14 protein-coding genes and 1 pseudogene are annotated in these 18,428 nt (G+C 38.3%); 5 read left to right on the plus strand and 10 right to left on the minus strand.

The window, feature by feature from the left end; translation table 11 throughout:
• Positions 1 to 102: 102 nt before the first annotated feature.
• The 3 genes and pseudogenes from A6E06_RS10440 to rsgA all read right to left on the minus strand — a co-directional run bounded on the left by A6E06_RS10440 (position 103) and on the right by rsgA (position 2,028).
• Entirely contained in the window at positions 103 to 627 is a 525-nt protein-coding gene (locus A6E06_RS10440; RefSeq protein ID WP_065592442.1) for a phosphoribosyltransferase, read from the minus strand.
• Positions 628 to 664: 37 nt separating this feature from the next.
• A pseudogene (locus A6E06_RS20115) lies at positions 665 to 778 on the minus strand (redox-sensitive transcriptional activator SoxR); the annotation flags it as partial.
• Between the two features lie 188 nt (positions 779 to 966).
• Positions 967 to 2,028, minus strand: coding sequence for a ribosome small subunit-dependent GTPase A (gene rsgA, locus A6E06_RS10445; protein WP_065592306.1), 1,062 nt, complete (start codon positions 2,026 to 2,028; stop codon positions 967 to 969).
• 652 nt (positions 2,029 to 2,680) lie between these two features.
• Between rsgA and A6E06_RS10450 the strand changes: the two genes are divergently transcribed.
• Positions 2,681 to 3,229 carry a carboxymuconolactone decarboxylase family protein gene (locus A6E06_RS10450; protein WP_065592305.1) on the plus strand — a complete coding sequence of 183 codons (549 nt, stop codon included), beginning with the start codon at positions 2,681 to 2,683 and terminating at the stop codon, positions 3,227 to 3,229.
• A 110-nt stretch (positions 3,230 to 3,339) separates the two neighbouring features.
• Here the strand turns inward: A6E06_RS10450 and A6E06_RS10455 are convergent, their stop codons facing one another.
• On the minus strand, positions 3,340 to 3,930 hold the full coding sequence (locus A6E06_RS10455) for a TetR/AcrR family transcriptional regulator (protein WP_065592304.1): 591 nt from the start codon (positions 3,928 to 3,930) through the stop codon (positions 3,340 to 3,342).
• A gap of 169 nt (positions 3,931 to 4,099) precedes the next feature.
• Here A6E06_RS10455 and A6E06_RS10460 point away from each other — a divergent pair, with 169 nt between their 5' ends.
• Positions 4,100 to 4,312, plus strand: a complete 213-nt coding sequence (locus A6E06_RS10460) for a TIGR02450 family Trp-rich protein (protein ID WP_065592303.1) — start codon at positions 4,100 to 4,102, stop codon at positions 4,310 to 4,312.
• Positions 4,313 to 4,368: 56 nt separating this feature from the next.
• Here A6E06_RS10460 and A6E06_RS10465 read toward each other — a convergent pair whose 3' ends face one another.
• Positions 4,369 to 5,028 (minus strand): PolC-type DNA polymerase III, encoded by a 660-nt coding sequence (locus A6E06_RS10465; RefSeq protein WP_065592302.1) that lies wholly within the window; start codon positions 5,026 to 5,028, stop codon positions 4,369 to 4,371.
• Positions 5,029 to 5,107: 79 nt separating this feature from the next.
• Between A6E06_RS10465 and A6E06_RS10470 the strand changes: the two genes are divergently transcribed.
• Positions 5,108 to 6,211, plus strand: a complete 1,104-nt coding sequence (locus A6E06_RS10470; RefSeq protein ID WP_065592301.1) for a DNA alkylation repair protein — start codon at positions 5,108 to 5,110, stop codon at positions 6,209 to 6,211.
• Between the two features lie 158 nt (positions 6,212 to 6,369).
• On the opposite strand, the gene A6E06_RS10475 is transcribed toward A6E06_RS10470, so the two are convergent.
• The 5 genes from A6E06_RS10475 to A6E06_RS10495 form a co-directional block, all read right to left on the minus strand.
• On the minus strand, positions 6,370 to 7,971 hold the full coding sequence (locus tag A6E06_RS10475; RefSeq protein ID WP_083190314.1) for an ABC-F family ATPase: 1,602 nt from the start codon (positions 7,969 to 7,971) through the stop codon (positions 6,370 to 6,372).
• 264 nt (positions 7,972 to 8,235) lie between these two features.
• The gene (locus A6E06_RS10480; protein ID WP_065592299.1) at positions 8,236 to 9,423 is read right to left on the minus strand and encodes a lytic polysaccharide monooxygenase; all 1,188 of its coding nucleotides are present in this window, start codon (positions 9,421 to 9,423) and stop codon (positions 8,236 to 8,238) included.
• Positions 9,424 to 9,678: 255 nt separating this feature from the next.
• Positions 9,679 to 10,659 (minus strand): rhodanese-related sulfurtransferase, encoded by a 981-nt coding sequence (locus tag A6E06_RS10485; RefSeq protein WP_065592298.1) that lies wholly within the window; start codon positions 10,657 to 10,659, stop codon positions 9,679 to 9,681.
• Positions 10,660 to 10,920: 261 nt separating this feature from the next.
• Complete coding sequence (locus A6E06_RS10490; RefSeq protein WP_065592297.1) at positions 10,921 to 12,372, minus strand: catalase; 1,452 nt, start codon at positions 12,370 to 12,372, stop codon at positions 10,921 to 10,923.
• Between the two features lie 58 nt (positions 12,373 to 12,430).
• A complete protein-coding gene (locus A6E06_RS10495; RefSeq protein WP_065592296.1) occupies positions 12,431 to 13,303 on the minus strand; it encodes a patatin family protein in 873 nt (290 codons plus the stop codon).
• Positions 13,304 to 13,669: 366 nt separating this feature from the next.
• Between A6E06_RS10495 and A6E06_RS10500 the strand changes: the two genes are divergently transcribed.
• On the plus strand, positions 13,670 to 14,830 hold the full coding sequence (locus A6E06_RS10500) for an efflux RND transporter periplasmic adaptor subunit (RefSeq protein WP_065592295.1): 1,161 nt from the start codon (positions 13,670 to 13,672) through the stop codon (positions 14,828 to 14,830).
• A 13-nt stretch (positions 14,831 to 14,843) separates the two neighbouring features.
• Positions 14,844 to 17,948 (plus strand): efflux RND transporter permease subunit, encoded by a 3,105-nt coding sequence (locus A6E06_RS10505; RefSeq protein ID WP_065592294.1) that lies wholly within the window; start codon positions 14,844 to 14,846, stop codon positions 17,946 to 17,948.
• The last annotated feature ends 480 nt before the right edge of the window (positions 17,949 to 18,428 follow it).

Genomic DNA, 18,428 nt, shown 5'->3' on the forward strand with positions numbered 1-18,428 from the left:
TTAAACAATTTGGACTATGCCATTTCAATGGGCGATACTTTAACGAGATTCATCCAAAATTGGAACTTGAATCTATCTACAATAAAAAGATTCTACCGTTAATTAACTTATTAATTTAGACACAAATGGAATGTTACGATGTTTGTCTTGCCAAGGTAATCCATAACCTATCAGCATGTCATCGTTTTCCATTTCGTAAGCGAAATATTGAGGGTATGGAATATCAACCCGACCCGGCTTCACAAATAATGTCGCAATTGAGAGAGATTTAACCCCGAACTCTTCTGCTATGTATTTAGCAACACGCTTCATTGTGCCACCCGATTCAATCGCGTCATCAACAAGCACAACGTGCTTACCTTTAACCGGTATATTTTGGTGATACTCTATATTTGAGTTGTTATTGCTGTCTCCAGGGGTATGAGGACATGAAACATAATCCATTTTAATATCTAACGTCAGATCTCTAACAAGATCCGCGGTAAAAAGAATCCCACCCGGAACCATTGAAATAATGACGACCTCTTCACCTGAAAACTGTTGATTTAATTTATCCGCGACAAGAGCAACGCCTGCTTTAATCTTCTCAGTACTTAATACTAATTTGCCTACGTGTTTATTATTCATATCACTCACAACCACTTCATTAAAATCTATTTTGTTATTATTCAGGTAAAATTCGCTGAGCACCACTACCTTCTTCGTGCAAGATGTCATCTGGATTCAATAACTGGCATTTTTCCATACTCAAACAACGACAACCTAGACGACCTTTGATAATGAGATCATAGTTGTTCGTGATAAATAATGATTAAAAAAAGCGACAACATTCCATTTGAAAAATAATCTATCGTTGTTATCAATATCTATTACCGCTCAAGGCATGAGTGACAATTTTAAAAACTTCACGCACAAAAAAACCGCCAATGGAATATTGGCGGTTTTTATTTGAATTGATTTTAGGTATTAATAAGCGCTTGTCTCATACCCTTTTTTACGGCTACGGGCATCAGCTATCGCGCCATGCACCATTTTGCCAAACGCTTTATCTTTTGCTCGTTGTTCAGCAAGACTCGCACCATTAATTGCTTGTTCACGCATTAATTTCTGGAAACTCACCAAACGACGTTCTTCAAGAACACCTGACTCCACCGCTTTTAATACTGCACAACCCGGTTCAGCAACATGAGTACAATCACCAAAGCGGCATTTTTCTGCAAGATCAGTAATTTCACTGAACGTTGCATTTACGCCTTGCTCGCAATCACTTAATTGAAGCTCTCGCATTCCAGGAGTGTCCATTAATAGACCACCTTGTGGCATCAATTTTAGTGCGCGATGCGTTGTTGTATGTCGACCTTTGCTGTCATCTTCACGGATGTCGGCTGTTTGCTGTGCTTCAAAACCAAGTAAGCCATTCACAAGCGTTGATTTACCCACACCAGATGAACCTAAGAATGCCAATGTTTGACCATTCTTACAGTAACTATGCAATGCAACAAGATCATTCACATCTAGTGCATTTACACTGTATACACTCATAAAACGATTCAGTTTTTGAACTTGATCTTGTTTGTCATCAACATCAGCACATAAATCGGCTTTAGTCAGCACAATAACTGGCTCAACTTCTGCTTCTTTAGCGATAGCAAGATAACGCTCAATACGGCTTAGGTTAAAATCGTTATTTAATGAACAGACAATCATGACATTATCAATATTCGCGGCAATCAATTGCGTTGCGATTTTTGATCCTGGAGCTTTACGATCAAACAAAGATTGTCTATCCAGTACACGTTGAATTCGTAGATTTTCATCAAACAATACCCAATCACCCACACAAACACGATCATCACCTGATGGTGGTAATAAACTCACCTGACCTTGCTCACTCAAAACAATGATACTGCTTCGGTGTTGTTCAATAATTCGACCCGTTTGAAACTCGGTTAAATCATCTAGAGTCAGTTGTTGTTGAAAATAAGGACGCCAGCCTAATTGTGATAGTGTGAGAATTTGCTCACTCATTTGTTGCTCCATACATATGGTAGATTGTTTACCATTGATGAGGTCATATTATTCAATGACGTCACTTACGTGCCACTACACATCAATGGTAAACACTCTTTACATAACTGAATTTATTGCATTTTAGTTTCTAACTAAAGTGCGAGAATACTAGCACTTTCTATTGAGTAAATAGCAACAATACTTTTCCTGTTTGTGCTTCTTTTTATCGTTTTAAGATCTTGGTAGCAATTATTTTGTTTCCTCTCTGTCGTAATTAAGACTCCAACGATTTATGAAAACTAAAGCATATAAAATAGGCCTCACTTTTATTCATGTAAAACAAGTTTGTCTTCTTATTACGATAAAAATAATTGATTAAACTTAAATACATTAACGATTTTTTTAGAAAAAATTTACGATCGGCGGGCAAAGAAATCCTTTCCAATAGTAAGCGTAACTCTTTCACAACATTTATGATTTAAACATTCAGCATAAAATTAAATTTATTTAATCATGGAAATCAAACATCTAAATTTCATTTTCACTAAAAAACAAACCATTTTGAACGATCGCTCAAAATAATAATTGAACAATCGTTCAAATTTAATTATAGTTTATTTCATCAACACAACGTTAAACCAAAAAACAATGAATTATTAAGGGAAAAATGATGACTACATTTACTATTCATACACTTGAATCAGCGCCAACTAAAAGCCAACCAATTCTAGAAAAATCATTAAAAACGAATGGTATGCTTCCTAATCTTCACGCTGTAATGGCAGAAGCTCCCGGATTGCTTGAAGGCTACCAAGTGCTACATAAATTGTTTACTGAATCATCATTCAATGCAGAAGAGCTAACGGTAGTATGGCAAACCATTAACGTAGAACACAATTGTACTTATTGCGTTCCTGCTCATACTGGGATTGCACATATGATGAAAGTCGATGCAACAATCACTGAAGCATTGCGTAACCGAGAAATTATGCCAACAGAAAAACTGCAAGTGTTGCACGAAACAACATTATTAATGGTTCGCAATCGTGGGGAGCTTTCTCAAGCAGAAATACAGACTTTCTTCGATGCCGGATTTACTCATCAACAACTGCTAGAAATTGTTTTGGGTATGGCTCAAAAAGTAATGAGTAATTACACCAACCATCTTGCTCACACACCAGTAGACAGCGCATTTAAACAGTTTGCTTGGGATAAATAATCTATAACAGCAACATAACGTAATTCTTCTGGTTATAACATCGACGAAAACTAAAAAGCCAATCTCATCGGATTGGCTTTTTATTATCTATCATTCGGTTATTTTAATTCTTACGCACCGATTTTTAATGTCATGAACATATCATCAATCATTTGATCTAAAGGTGCGTCTCCATTACTTGCACAAGCATAGACTCTTAACCCCATAATTTGTACTTGAACAAAACGCGCCAATTGAGATACATCTTTGTCTTTACTTAACTCACCTTGCTGCTGTGCTTCTTCTAATAAGGTCATAAATTGACCTTCCATGATAACGAGCATTTTCTTGGCTTCAGTAAGCAATTCTGCGTTTTCTTCAGTTAATTCTGCAATCGTTTTTGCCAACATACACATACCGCTTGGGGCAGAGGTTTGGCTTTCAAGCACAATCAAAGTAATAAAGTTTTTCAGAGCATTAAGAGGAGATGAAGTATTGGCTCTACACTCGGCAATTTGAGCAACACCCATCTCCGTGTACTTATGTAGCACTTCTTTAAACAAACCTTCTTTACTACCAAATGTCGCATAAATACTGCCAGGGCGCATATCAATTACATCTTGAAGATTACGCATGGATGTGGCGTGAAAACCTTTTTCCCAATAAAGATTGGTCGCTTTTTCAATCACATCGTCTCTGTTAAATTTGGCTGTTTTTGCCATAATAAATTACTCTTAAAAAACTTGAACACTTGTTCAATTATATCAGCTTATATTATGAAATACAGGGTTTGCTTAAAAACAACGCATCTAGACCACCAACCTAACCTACTTTGGTCTATGCTTTATAAGCGACATTACAATGACTTAAAAAAATAATTAAGGAATAATGATGAATCAAATCAACCCTAAGAAACTATTAAATAGTAAATGGACTGCCGTAAATCCAATAAAAAAAGAGAAACACTTTTTAATTACAGAGGTTGAATTTGAAGAAAATGAAGTGACGCATTGTTTAATAGAAGCCGTCATGACAAAACGAACACAAGCATTGGATTGGCAAGAATTAAAAAACCAAGACGATTGGCTTTCTGGCTGGAAATAAAAAACGCTTATGCTGAAATCACACATAAACGTTTGTTAGAAAAAAGACGGTTAAAACTAGCCCTGTTTCTTAAGAAATTGATCGATTGACCCTTTTGGAGTCTTAGCTATTTTTTGCATTAATGAAAAATCAGGACGGGTAATCGCGTAGTCACTTTTTAGGGTATCGAGCAGAACTTGCCATAATGACGCGGTCACTTCTGCGTCGGCTAATGCTCTGTGAAACACACCGTCATTATCAATTTGATGATACGCCACTAACTCGCCCAATTTATGCGATGGCGCATCTTGAGTTAATCGTCTTGATACCAATAATGAACACGCGAACGTGCCATCATAATCTCGCTGAATTGCATCAAGCTCTGCATCCAAAAAACGCTGATCAAACGAAGCATTATGAGCAACGAGATTGCAACCTTGAATGAAATCTGCAAATTCATGCATTACCGTTCCACAATCGTCTGCGTCCACTAGCATTTCATTAGTAATACCTGTGTAATTAGCAATAAACGAGCTAACTCTAAAACCAGGGTTCATCAGTTTTTGAAAGCGATCAACAATAACACCATTTTCTAGCTTAACCGCACCAATTTCTATGGCACGATCGCCTTGGTTTGGGGATAAACCAGTGGTTTCGAAATCGAGAACAACAACGGTATTAGCAAGAGCAGCAAGGGGTTTGGCAAGGCGTAAAGGCACGAAATATTTCCAAGTCATATAATTAGCCGGCAATGATACCACTTCTTCTGTTTATATATAAAATGATAAGAACATGACTTTCATATAAGGAAAATTAATGAGCACGCTATTTAAGGATCTTTTCTCTGAAGATTTCTATGATTTCCTCTCAAACGCATTAAAACACGTACTTCCTGAGCTTGATAAACAGGCCTTCATTACTCAAATCTATTGTGATGAGTTCTTTGATTTTGAGATGAAACAACGCATAAGCCACACTACTCAAGTTCTACACCAATTTATGCCCAAAGAATTCAGTCATGCTTCTGATATTCTCATTCAACTTATCGCCTATTTTGAAAGCCTTGAGATAAAACCCGACAGTTTAGAATACTTATTTATACCTGAGTACATTGAACGTTATGGCTTAGAAGATTACGACAATGCCATTAAGGCCTTTGTTATCGTAACGCCTTTTGTTACTTGTGAATTTGCCGTTCGCCCTTTTATTGCTAAGTATCAACAGAAAATGCTTAATGACATGATGTTATGGGCAACGCATGATCATCGCCGAGTTCGTCGTTTAGCCAGTGAAGGTTCAAGACCACGATTACCTTGGGGGATGGCATTACGTGAGTTAAAGAAAGATCCTAGTCCATTAACACCTATCCTTCTTGAACTAACCAACGACAGCTGTGAGGCCGTAAGACGTAGCGTCGCTAACAGCTTAAATGATATTGCTAAAGACAACCCTGACTATGTGATTTCATTTGCTAAAACGCACATTAATAAATCAGAACACACCAACAAACTCATTAAGCACGCTTGCCGCACTTTATTAAAACAAGCCAATACTGAGGTGCTTGAATTGTTCGGTTTTGAAAGTAAAGGCATTGAGACATCTAATTTTGACATTACCACACCCAAAGTCACTATTGGCTCTAACCTTGAGTTCACGTTTACGGTTCACAACACAACCGAAAAAAGAAAAAAACTGCGTCTAGAATATGGCCTGTATTACCTAAAAAACAACGGCACATTAGCACGTAAGGTTTTTAAGATAAGCGAGCGTGATATTGAAGCCAAAGAAAAATACACTGTGGATCGTAAGCAAAGCTTTAAACTCATTACCACGCGTAAGTTTTACGTCGGTATACACGAGTTATCTCTCATTCTTAATGGGCGAGAATTGGATAAAAAAGAGTTTGAATTAACCGCATAAATCTGGCGATTAACCATTACCGGTGATTTTACTCATATCAGCGATAGCGATACCTTTATCTATTTCGGGTTTGGTAGAAGTATTTAATCAAGCAATAAAAAAACGCGAGCTGATATCATCAGTCTCGCGTTTTTTTTGCTAAGTAACGTTAATTAAAATTAAGCTACATGCATTCTGTTTTTATGATCTAGGTACTCATCGTAAGTACCTTGGAAGTTAACTAATTTCTTATCTGTAACATCAATGATTTGAGTCGCTAGAGAAGAAACAAACTCACGGTCATGGCTTACGAAGATTAATGTACCAGTGTACACTTTTAACGCTTCGTTCAATGCTTCAATCGCTTCCATATCCATGTGGTTGGTTGGTTCGTCCATAACAAGTACGTTGATGTCTTGCATCATTAACTTGCCAAATAACAGACGGTTTTTCTCACCACCAGAACAGTTTCTTGCTTGTTTGTTTGTATCATCTGCAGTAAATAGTAGACGACCCAAAATACCACGAACCATCAAGTCATCATGCTTAACTGTACGCCACTGCGAGATCCAATCAAAGATGCTTAAATCGTTATCAAAATCAGCGGTACTGTCTTGTGGGCAGTAACCGAATGTTGCGTTTTCTGACCATTTAACAATACCTTCGTTTTGTTCTAGATCATTAACTAAACAACGTAATAGCGTTGTTTTACCAACACCATTTTCGCCAATGATTGCAAGACGAGTACCCGCTTCAAGCAGTAAGTTACCGCCAGCAAACAATACTTCTTCTTCAAATCCATGACCCAAGTCTTTCAACTCAAGTGCTTGACGGTGTAATTTCTTACCTTCACCAAAGTTAATTGATGGGCTCATGCGGCTTGATGATTTCACTTCATCTAATGAGATTTTATCCATTTTCTTTGCACGAGAACTTGCTTGCTTCGCTTTAGATGCATTCGCACCAAAACGGTTTACGAAATCTTGTAGTTCACTGATTTCTGCTGCTTTCTTCGCGTTACCAGAAAGTAGTTGCTCACGGATCAAACTAGACGCTTCAAGGAAGTATTCGTAGTTACCAGGGTAAACACGAAGCTCGCCATAATCAATGTCTGCCATGTGAGTACATACAGAGTTCAGGAAGTGTCTATCGTGCGAGATGATGATCATTGTACATTTACGTTGATTAAGCTCACCAGCTAGCCAGTTAATCGTATTAATGTCCAAGTTGTTTGTTGGTTCATCAAGTAGCAAGATATCTGGGTTTGCGAACAATGCTTGTGCTAATAACACTCGCAGTTTCCAACCAGGAGCAACTTGTTGCATTAAGCCATAATGAAGTTCTTCATCAATACCGGCTTGTAATAGAATGTCACCAGCACGGCTTTCTGCGCTGTAACCGTCCATTTCTGCAAACTCACTTTCAAGCTCAGCCACTTTCATGCCATCTTCTTCACTCATTTCTGGTAGCGAATAGATGCGTTCACGCTCTTGTTTTATTTCCCATAATTTCTTGTCGCCCATGATCACAACATCAATTACGCTGTATTTTTCAAACGCAAACTGATCTTGGCTCAACACGCCTAATTTTTGTCCCGGCGTCATTGATACGTTGCCTGAACTAGGAGTCAATGCACCACTTAGAATCTTCATGAACGTTGATTTTCCGCAACCGTTCGCACCGATCAAACCATAACGGTTACCGTTGCCAAATTTTGCTGAAATGTTTTCAAATAAAGGCTCTGCGCCAAATTGCATTGTGATGTTGTTTGATTGTATCAACGAAATAATTCCTAGGGTTTACTGACAAGTCATGATTGAGCTATAGAAAGCCACAAGATGAAGGACGAAAGTATGATAAATGAGAAAATCTAGCCGCGGATTATACAGAGATCTTGATCACAATGTCGAGAAAATACGGTGTTTTTATATTCAATAAAAAAGCCCTAGAAAAATCTAGAGCTTTAAAAAGGTACGAATAGCGTTTATGTGATTAAAAATTAAAATTTATAACCGACAGTAAACGAGAATGGATCTGAAAAAATATTATCGCCACACACCCCATTCACCTGTAGTTCCAGGTTCTTCACCTTTTGTCCACCACTGAGCAACCCAAGCTCCTCCTTGGTGAATAACGATATCTCCTGCGTTATATGTTGAATCTACTTGCCACGCATTTGTTGGTTCTACTGGCGGCTCTACCGGTGGTGTGATATCGGCTTTAATTAAAGAAAGTTGATAACTAAGATCTGCACTTGGCGCAAATACTCGGTTCGCGTAAATATTATTGGCGTCGTACATATAATGATTCATCTCTTGGTGCCAAATACCAATAAACCATTCTTTATTTTTCAACTGGTTAAATTGTCCCGCCAATTCAGCTGACCATGTAATGGTATTATTTACCGTTATCGCTAAACTTATATCGGTGGTTTCAGCACCTGTAGCATCAAATGTTCTGAAGCGAACCGTATCACCAGATTCTACTGGGCCAAAGCCTTGGCTAATGTAATAACCTAAATCAGAATATGATACTGGTGGGTCTACTGGATCTGTTGGTCCTGGGGGTATCGTGCCAGTATTATCAAACGAAATATCACTACAGTTATAAAAGCCTTCGCCTGCGGCATCTTCACGCTGCCAACGAGTATAAAGTACCGCTGAATCGGATCTATCCGCTGGAAGGGTAATGTTAATACGGTACTTTTTATCATCTCCTACAGGGACGTTACCCGCAGTATCAATTAGCTCTAGATCACCCCACGTTAATGGAGCGGTCGGATCGTAATTAGTATTAGATAAGTAGAATTGCCAGTAAGAAGGGTTGTGCGGTGCGGTCGCATTAAAGATAAGTTCAATCTGGTTATTCTCATCTAAGGTAACCGCCGTTTTTTGCCAATGGGAGGAACCTACATTTAAGCCGGATTTTGAGCTATCACCTGCTGAACATAAATTGCCGTCACGAACAATGGCTTGAACATGGGCCATGTCTTTATAGTTTGGTACATTGGCAGCGACTTCATTACGTTGGACAAAAGGAAACGCACCGGACTCATCATACGCGGCCTGACACGCCTTATTTGGAATTGTGTTATCCCAGAAACCACCATCAAGATAACACGTATTCTGCCTTGCACTTGGAAATTCAACCCAGCCATGTGCTTGTGCTCCCATTGATGATAATGCGCCAACAAAGGCAATGGTAAGCGAGCTAATTTTTATTTTATTAGTCATATTTCATCCTTGTTTATAAACAATAAAAGCAGAGCGACGAGTGCTCTGCTTTCGTTTATAAAATTAGCAAGAATTGATAAATTAGCGACTAAAACGGAAATAAAGAAAAGCTTTAATGACGCATTTGTTATCTGCTTTCCATCTAATAATGAGTCAAATGAAAGCCTATTATATTCTTTCGACTCAACTCAACTCAACTCAACTCAACTCAACTCATTATCTAACAACAACCACTATAAAGTCGTCTTAACATTTTTACCTAGACGATCTCTGTTGCTGTTTTTTCTCTTTCTTTTCTTGTTTACGTTGCTCAATCAATTTTGCCGCGTCACCACCAACATGAGTTTCGCCTCTTTCATCCGCCAATTGCACTTGTTTTTCACGCTCACGGAAACGAGATTTTTGCTCATCACTGTGTTGATCAATACATTTAGGGCAACTTACGCCTTTTTCAAACGCATCAGATTGTTTGTCTTCATCTGTGATTGGCAAACGGCACGCATTACACACATCGTAATGGCTTTTCTCTAATTGGTGATTAACGGCAACTCGGCCATCAAATACATAACAATCGCCTTCCCATAAGCTGTTTTCTTCTGGTACTTCTTCAAGGTACTTTAAGATGCCGCCTTCAAGATGATAGACCTCATCAAATCCTTGCTCTTTCATATACGCTGTCGATTTTTCACAACGAATACCACCAGTACAGAACATCGCTACTTTTTTATGTTTTTCAGGATCTAAATTATCAGCAACGTATTGAGGAAAATCGCGGAACGTTTCTGTCTTTGGGTTAACAGCATGTTTGAATGTGCCTATATCTACTTCATAATCATTTCGAGTATCAACCAATAGCACGTCGGGATCAGAAATAAGGGCATTCCAATCAGCAGGTTTAACGTACGTACCCACCACATGAAGAGGATCAATACCTTCTACGCCCATGGTGACGATTTCTTTTTTCAATTTCACTTTGGTACGATTGAAAGGTTGAACGTCGTTGATTGATTCTTTATAAACCACATCCGCTAAACGAGGATCTTCTTTAAACCAAGCGAGTAGCGTATTAATCGCTTCACGAGAGCCAGCAACCGTGCCATTAATCCCTTCACTTGCTAGCAGCAATGTGCCGCGAATATTATTATCTTCTAATACTTGAGTTAATGGTTGACGAATGTCGGTGTAATTTTCTAATGAAACAAATTTGTATAACGCACAAACGATATATTGAGACATGGATAACTTTCCTTTTTTGCGAGGCTGGATCGTAAGTCCAGAGCAATGAGTATTTGCCTTAGCGGCTTATAATAGTGCGGGGAGTATAACGGAGGTCTATCGACACAAATACCGACAGTTTTTGTGGTTTTTCTAATCAAATTAATAAAACAACCACATTTTCAAATAGCAAGAGAGTAAAATTTACAATGTAAACAGACATAAAAAAAGCGCTGAATATAAGACTCAACGCTTTGATTTATAGTTACTTAATGGGATAAATTACGAGTTAAATTCACTCACATCAATATCAAGTAATTTACCAATACCTTCACCATAAGCTGGGTCGGCTTTGTAACAATGTCTTAGGTGACGAAGTTGAATTTCTTTTGGCACACCGTTTAAGTTACGCGCTGTGTTATCAAACAAGATGTCTTGTTTTTCAGCGGTCATTAGACGGAATAGATCGCCCGGTTGTGAGAAGTAATCTTCATCTTCACGGTGATCCCAATGTGCTGCTGCGCCATCTAAGTTTAGTGGTGGTTCAGAAAAATCTGGCTGCTCTGCCCATTGGCCTTCATTATTTGGTTCATAACCTAATGTGCTACCAAAGTTACCATCAACACGCATTGCGCCATCACGGTGGTAACTATGAACAGGACAACGAGGTGCGTTCACTGGAATGTGTTGGTGGTTTACACCTAAACGGTAACGCTGTGCATCACCATACGCAAATAAACGACCTTGTAGCATTTTATCTGGAGAGAAGCTGATACCAGGAACCACGTTTGCAGGGTTAAATGCCGATTGCTCTACTTCTGCGAAGAAGTTTTGTGGGTTACGGTTTAGCTCAAATTCACCCACTTCAATTAATGGGTAATCTTTATGTGGCCATACTTTGGTTAAATCGAATGGGTTATAAGAAACCGTCGCCGCTTCTGCCTCTGGCATGATCTGAACTTTCAATGTCCATTTAGGGAAATCTTGGTTATCAATGCTTTCTAGCAAATCACGTTGATGACTTTCACGATCATTACCAATCACTGCACCCGCTTCAGCATCTGATAGGTTTTTAATGCCTTGCTGAGATACAAAGTGGAATTTCACCCAGTAGCGCTCGTTATCACTGTTGATAAAGCTAAACGTGTGGCTACCAAAACCATGCATATGACGGTAAGTCGCAGGAATACCACGATCACTCATCACGATAGTTACTTGGTGAAGTGCTTCTGGTAATGATGTCCAGAAATCCCAGTTGTTTTTCGCGCTTCGCATATTTGTGCGAGGATCGCGTTTAACTGCGTGGTTTAAATCAGGGAATTTAAGAGGATCACGTAGGAAGAATACAGGCGTGTTATTACCCACTAAATCCCAGTTACCTTCTTCTGTATAGAATTTTAGCGCAAAACCACGGATATCACGCTCTGCGTCTGCTGCGCCACGCTCACCAGCAACCGTTGTGAAACGTGCAAACATGTCTGTTTGTTTGCCAATTTCAGAAAACAGTTTTGCTTTTGTATATTTAGTAATGTCATGAGTTACCGTAAATGTACCGTAAGCACCAGACCCTTTTGCGTGCATACGACGCTCTGGGATAACTTCACGATCAAAATGCGCCAGTTTTTCTAAAAACCAAACATCTTGCAGAAGTTGAGGACCACGTTTACCCGCAGTTTGAACATTTTGGTTATGTGCAACAGGGCAACCTGCTGCTGTCGTTAATTTTTTACTCATTACTCATTCCTTAATATTATTATAAAGTGCACGGAAAAATGGTTTTCTAAAAGTCGTATTAAACACAGAAATGACAATTTTCAATATCTAACCCGAAAGTACCGTCACGACTTGATAAATGATTTAACCCTGAAGAAACACCCATTTCATATCCTGCAATCAGTGTAGGAGATTTCATAGAAAGACGCTTAACTGCAAAATCTTCAGGTGGAGCGATCACTCGAATTGTCGTTCCTTCAGGAGGATTACGAATAAATTCCAGTGATTGATTATAATTTTCGGCTCTCACTAACATTGCTTGTGCTATTTGAGGGTATCGAGCTAATAACTTGGTCATTAGCCAAGGTGAACGTGCAGGTTTCATCTCATAACTTAAAGGGTGAGATAAGATCACCGTAATATCTCTCGCACCTCGACGATAAGCCTCTTTTACTGGAATAGAATCGGCTACTCCACCATCGGTATAGCAACCACCAGAAAAGCAAGGTGTTGATTTATAAGCGATAGGTAAAGCGGTTGTTGCTTCAAGAACATTATTTAAATTACTTTCTTTTACTTGATAATAATCGGCGTTACCACTATCAATATTAGTTACTGCCGCATACATAGGAATAGAAGAAAATAAACGTTCAGAATCTAATGGATGTCTTCTGTTCGACTCCTCAATTAACCATTTAACATCAACAAGATCACCACCGCGAGCAAATCGTGCTGGATTAAAAAAGCGTTTGTGGGTTGCAAGTTTCGTAATGACATCAAAGCTACGTTGAGGAGCATAAGAAAGATACCCTATTAGATTCGATGCTCCGGCAGAGACTCCAATGGCAAAATCATAAGGCATAAATTCTGTCTTCATAAAAGTGTCCAAAACACCGCTAGCAAAAATGCCACGCATTGCTCCACCTTCTACGACTAATGCACTCTTCACCATACTCTCTCTTTAACCCCTAAAATACTGTGGGGATAGAATAAACACTTTAGAGAATAAGAGATAATCGCTTGTACTTATAGCTGTGATTTATAAAACCTATCAAAAATTAGAAGTAAGTCATGAAGCCTAGTTATTGTTATTCTTCCTATTAATATAAACAAGATGTTGAAAGAATAAAAAAGGGTATGGCGAAGTTTTCAATTCAAACATATTAATCACAATCATGAATAATTAAAAATACAACATAAAAATATTAAATAACAACAAGTTAATATGATTTATATTTACATAGTTTTACCTTCACTTACATAAAATATCAAAGTATCTACTATACTTTTCAGAACTATTTTATTTGAGTACATTCTTATGTATAAAATCTTACTACTTACTGTCAGTTTATTTATTATTTCAGGTTGTAAGGACAACTCTCCCCAACAGCAGAAAATCCCGCCTCTCCACGTTGATACACTGACTCTTCAATATAAAAGTGCTCGTCTATCCAGTGAGTTACCAGGCCGAATATCAGCAATCAAAGAAGCGGAAGTTAGACCTCAAGTATCAGGCATTATTACAGAACGATTATTCAAAGAAGGCAAAGAGGTGAAACAGGGAGATGTTCTTTATCAAATAGAACCTGCAACCTATCAAGCGAATGTCAACAGTGCAAAAGCAACACTTAATAGAACATTAGCCGATCAAAATGTAGCCAAGAAAACTCTAAATCGAATTGCTGAATTAGCGAAAAAGAAATTAAGCAGCCAGCAAGATTTCGATGATGCACAAGCGGCTTATGAGCAAGCAACTGCTGAAGTTGCAGTGTCCCAAGCGGCTCTTGACTATTCTAATATTCTACTCTCATACACACAAATTACCGCTCCTATTTCTGGTCGAATTGGTATATCACAAGTATCAGAAGGCGCATTAGTAACAGCAGAGCAAAGTAGCTACTTAACCACTATTCAGCAAATTAATAACGTTTATGTTGATATAAGTCAATCTTCCCTTTCCTTATTAAAGCTCAAACGAGAATTCCCAAGAAATAAAGATCACGAACAAGAAAGAAAAATTCCAGTTGATATAAAAATGGAAGATGGAACTGACTACCCTATTCAAGGGTATTTAGAAGCATCTGATATTTTGGTTGATGAATCAACAGGTAGCATGACATTGAGAGCAATTGTTTCTAACCCAAATAATGAACTTCTACCGGGTATTTTTGTTCGAGCAACCATCTATAGCCCGTCAGAAAAAGATTACATTATGATTCCACAATCAATCGTTATTCGCAGTCAAACCGGAGAACCGTTTGTTTATATTGCAAATGATAAAAATATTGTAGAAAAAAGAGCTATTTCATTAGGTAATGAGATGGAAAATAATTGGATTGTACTTGATGGCCTCAAGGAAGGTGAACACGTTATTATCAATAATTTACAAAAAATTAAAGAAGGTGCCCCTATTGTTATCGATAATGCCACACCTCCTGTTGATAGCTCATCAGATAATCAATCTGTTGCCTCTGAATAACCTTGATTAAGGAATTATCATGTCTACATTCTTCTTAAAAAGGCCTATTTTTGCTTGGGTACTTGCTATCGTAACCATGTTGCTCGGTGTGTTATCCATCAAAGCGTTGCCTATCGCCCAATATCCAACCATTGCACCACCCGCAATTCAAATCAGTGCTACCTACCAAGGTGCATCAGCAAAAACAGTTGAAGACAGTGTCACTCAAATTATCGAACAAAGTATGACAGGGCTAGACAATTTATTGTATATGTCATCCATTAGTGATTCTTCTGGTAGTGCAACTATTACATTGACCTTCAGTTCAGATACCGACCCAGACATTGCTCAAGTTCAAGTTCAGAATAATTTACAGCAAGCCACTAGCGGTTTACCTGCCTCCGTACAAAGTGAAGGGGTATCTGTACGTAAAAGCAGTTCTGGTTTTATGTCAATGATCACGATTTACTCTCCAGATGGAAGCATGAGTGGTCCTGATATTCAAGATTATGTAAACAGCTATCTTAAGGATCCAATTAGCCGTATTAATGGGGTTGGTGATGTTCGAGTCTTTGGCTCTTCTTATGCCATGCGTATCTGGTTAGATCCCGCGAAACTAAACAGTTACAATTTAACGCCTTCCGATATTTACAGCGCGGTAGAAAACCAAAACTCTCAAGTTACTGTCGGGCAACTAGGCGGAACACCTTCGACAAAAGAGCAATTAATCAATGCGACAATTACGGCTCAGACCCTACTCTCAACAGTTGACGAGTTTCAAAATATTCTCTTAAAAGTGAATGAAGATGGGTCTCAAGTTCGTTTAAATAATGTTGCTCGAGTTGAATTAGCCAGCGAAGATCTCAGCGTTATACCCGCTTACAATGGTCAAGAAACCTCAGGGATGGGGATCACTCTCGCATCAGGTTCTAACTCCTTAGAAACACAAGAAGCGATTGATGCCAAATTAGCTGAACTATCGAAAAGCTTTCCTGCCGGACTTGTTGTAGATAAAGCGATGGACACTAACCCATTCATTAAACTCTCTATTGAAGAAGTAGTTAAAACCTTATTTGAAGCGATTGTACTCGTCTTCTTTGTCATGCTGTTATTTCTACAAAACGTTAGAGCAACGCTCATTCCAACCATTGCCGTTCCTGTCGTTTTATTGGGTACTTTTGGAGTTGTCGCCATGATGGGCTTTACCATCAATACCTTAACCATGTTTGGTTTAGTACTTGCGATTGGCCTATTAGTAGATGATGCCATTGTTGTTGTAGAAAACGTTGAACGTATTATGCATGAAGAAGGGGTTTCAGCTCTTGAAGCTACCGAAAAATCCATGGGACAAATTACGGGCGCGTTGATTGGTATAACCATGGTATTGGCGGTTGTATTTATTCCAATGGCATTTATGTCTGGCTCTACAGGAGCCATCTACCGCCAATTTTCACTTACGATTGTATCTGCGATGGTACTGTCAGTAATGGTTGCCTTGATTTTAACGCCAGTACTGTGTGCTACGCTATTAAAGCCAAAAACTAAAAAAGAACCAAATGCATTTTTCTCAGGATTTAATCGCATTTTTGACGCGTGCTCTAACCGTTATCAACAATCGGTTATTAGCGTATTAAACCGCCCTACTCGTTTGATTTTACTCTATGTCGCGTTATTAGTTGGAACTGCGGGGTTATACCAGACCTTACCCAGTTCATTTTTACCAGATGAAGACCAAGGTAACTTCATGATCATGACCCAGTTGCCAAATGGCTCTACGGTCGCTCAAACCAAAAAAGTAATGGAAGACATTAACACTTACTTCCAAGAGGAAGAAAAAGACACCGTAAGAGCGGTATTTAACACCGCAGGTTTTAACCAAGCAGGGACGGGGCAAAATGCCGGAATGAGTTTTATCGGCCTAAAAGATTGGTCAGAAAGAACAGAAGAAGGGCAAGATGTTAATTCTATCATTCAAAGGGTCATGCAAAAATTTCAAAACTACAAAGGAGCATCCATTTTTGCGGTAAATCCACCAGCGATTAGGGAGTTAGGACAAGCAACAGGGTTTGATTTTTACCTTGAGGATAACGCCAGTCTTGGTCATGATAAATTAGTAGAAGCTCGAGATCAGTTACTTGAACTTGCCAATAAAAATCCGATATTACAAAAAGTACGTACCAATGGGTTGGAAGATAATGCCCAATTCTACCTTGATATTGATTATGAAAAAGCAAAAGCCCTTGGAGTAAATATCCAAGATGTAAATAGCACATTATCGATTGCTTGGGGCTCTGCGTATGTAAATGACTTTATTGATAGAGGCCGATCAAAGAAAGTTTATATTCAATCTGATGCCGAATACCGAATGACACCAGAAGACATCAACGCTTGGTTTGTTAGAAATGACCAAGGAAAAATGGTGCCATTGAATACATTTACTCAATCCCATTGGGGGAAAGGTTCACCTCAACTGGTAAGGTATAACGGTAATTCCGCTATTGAAATTATTGGTGAAGCGGCTCCTGGATACAGTACTGGTGATGCAATGCAAGCCATTGAAAGCATACAAGCACAATTACCAGATGGTATAGGCATAAGCTGGACTGGAATGTCTTACCAAGAATTAGAAGCAGGTAATCAAGCACCTTTTTTATATGCCCTATCATTATTAATGGTGTTCTTATGTTTAGCCGCTCTGTATGAAAGCTGGACTGTTCCTATTGCTGTTATTCTCGTTGTACCATTAGGTGTGCTTGGTGCATTAGCTGCGACGTATTTTAGAGGCTTAGAAAATGACGTTTACTTCCAAGTTGGATTGTTAACAACCATTGGTCTCTCAGCGAAAAACGCCATCTTAATTATTGAGTTTGCGAAAGAGTTATATGAAAAAGGCATGGGACTGACTGAAGCAGCTATTGAAGCCTGTAAGATGAGATTACGCCCTATATTAATGACCTCACTGGCCTTTATTTTAGGGGTACTTCCGTTAGTTATCAGCTCGGGAGCTGGCTCTAATGCACGACATGCAATCGGTACATCGGTAATGGGCGGGATGATATCTGCGACTCTACTCGTTATATTCTTTGTTCCTTTATTCTTTGTTGGTATACAAAAAATGATGTTGAAATTTAAAAATTAATCATAACTGTTAATAACTACCGATAAAAAAGCGCCATGGACATTATGCTCATGGCGCTTTTTAAAGAAGGATAATCACTGAATAATTTATTAAAATGCTAGATATGATTAACTCCTAAACTACATACTTAATTCAAAAAAATATTTTTCAGCATCAATAGAACCAATCTATTAATTAAAAAAACTACGGTATTTCTGATCACATGCCTGTTTAACTTTCAATGATGCTATTTTATTTTTAGAGCTTTGAAGGTTATCAAGTAAGCATTGATTATAATTAACATCCTTTTCTTCTAGAAGAATATTTTCCATATAAAGTATCTCACACGCATTGGTTAGCATAATTGAAACGCCAGGCTTAGTCTCTGTAACATACTGAAAAATAAATATTGATATGCATCTTTATCTTCTTTAGATAAAGAACTTATTCATGGTAATAAACTAACTCCTTGAGTAAAAAAGGCACTTATATTTAAGTATT

It is taken from the genome of Aliivibrio sp. 1S175 (assembly GCF_001690985.1).
Taxonomy (GTDB): Bacteria; Pseudomonadota; Gammaproteobacteria; order Enterobacterales; family Vibrionaceae; genus Aliivibrio.

What these genes read in the sequence shown, in the direction of transcription:
- A6E06_RS10440 (WP_065592442.1), bottom strand. Translation starts at nt 627, where the DNA reads ATGAATAATAAACACGTAGGCAAATTAGTATTAAGTACTGAGAAGATT.
- rsgA (WP_065592306.1), bottom strand. Translation starts at nt 2,028, where the DNA reads ATGAGTGAGCAAATTCTCACACTATCACAATTAGGCTGGCGTCCTTAT.
- A6E06_RS10450 (WP_065592305.1), top strand. Translation starts at nt 2,681, where the DNA reads ATGACTACATTTACTATTCATACACTTGAATCAGCGCCAACTAAAAGC.
- A6E06_RS10455 (WP_065592304.1), bottom strand. Translation starts at nt 3,930, where the DNA reads ATGGCAAAAACAGCCAAATTTAACAGAGACGATGTGATTGAAAAAGCG.
- A6E06_RS10460 (WP_065592303.1), top strand. Translation starts at nt 4,100, where the DNA reads ATGAATCAAATCAACCCTAAGAAACTATTAAATAGTAAATGGACTGCC.
- A6E06_RS10465 (WP_065592302.1), bottom strand. Translation starts at nt 5,028, where the DNA reads ATGACTTGGAAATATTTCGTGCCTTTACGCCTTGCCAAACCCCTTGCT.
- A6E06_RS10470 (WP_065592301.1), top strand. Translation starts at nt 5,108, where the DNA reads ATGAGCACGCTATTTAAGGATCTTTTCTCTGAAGATTTCTATGATTTC.
- A6E06_RS10480 (WP_065592299.1), bottom strand. Translation starts at nt 9,423, where the DNA reads ATGACTAATAAAATAAAAATTAGCTCGCTTACCATTGCCTTTGTTGGC.
- A6E06_RS10485 (WP_065592298.1), bottom strand. Translation starts at nt 10,659, where the DNA reads ATGTCTCAATATATCGTTTGTGCGTTATACAAATTTGTTTCATTAGAA.
- A6E06_RS10490 (WP_065592297.1), bottom strand. Translation starts at nt 12,372, where the DNA reads ATGAGTAAAAAATTAACGACAGCAGCAGGTTGCCCTGTTGCACATAAC.
- A6E06_RS10495 (WP_065592296.1), bottom strand. Translation starts at nt 13,303, where the DNA reads ATGGTGAAGAGTGCATTAGTCGTAGAAGGTGGAGCAATGCGTGGCATT.
- A6E06_RS10500 (WP_065592295.1), top strand. Translation starts at nt 13,670, where the DNA reads ATGTATAAAATCTTACTACTTACTGTCAGTTTATTTATTATTTCAGGT.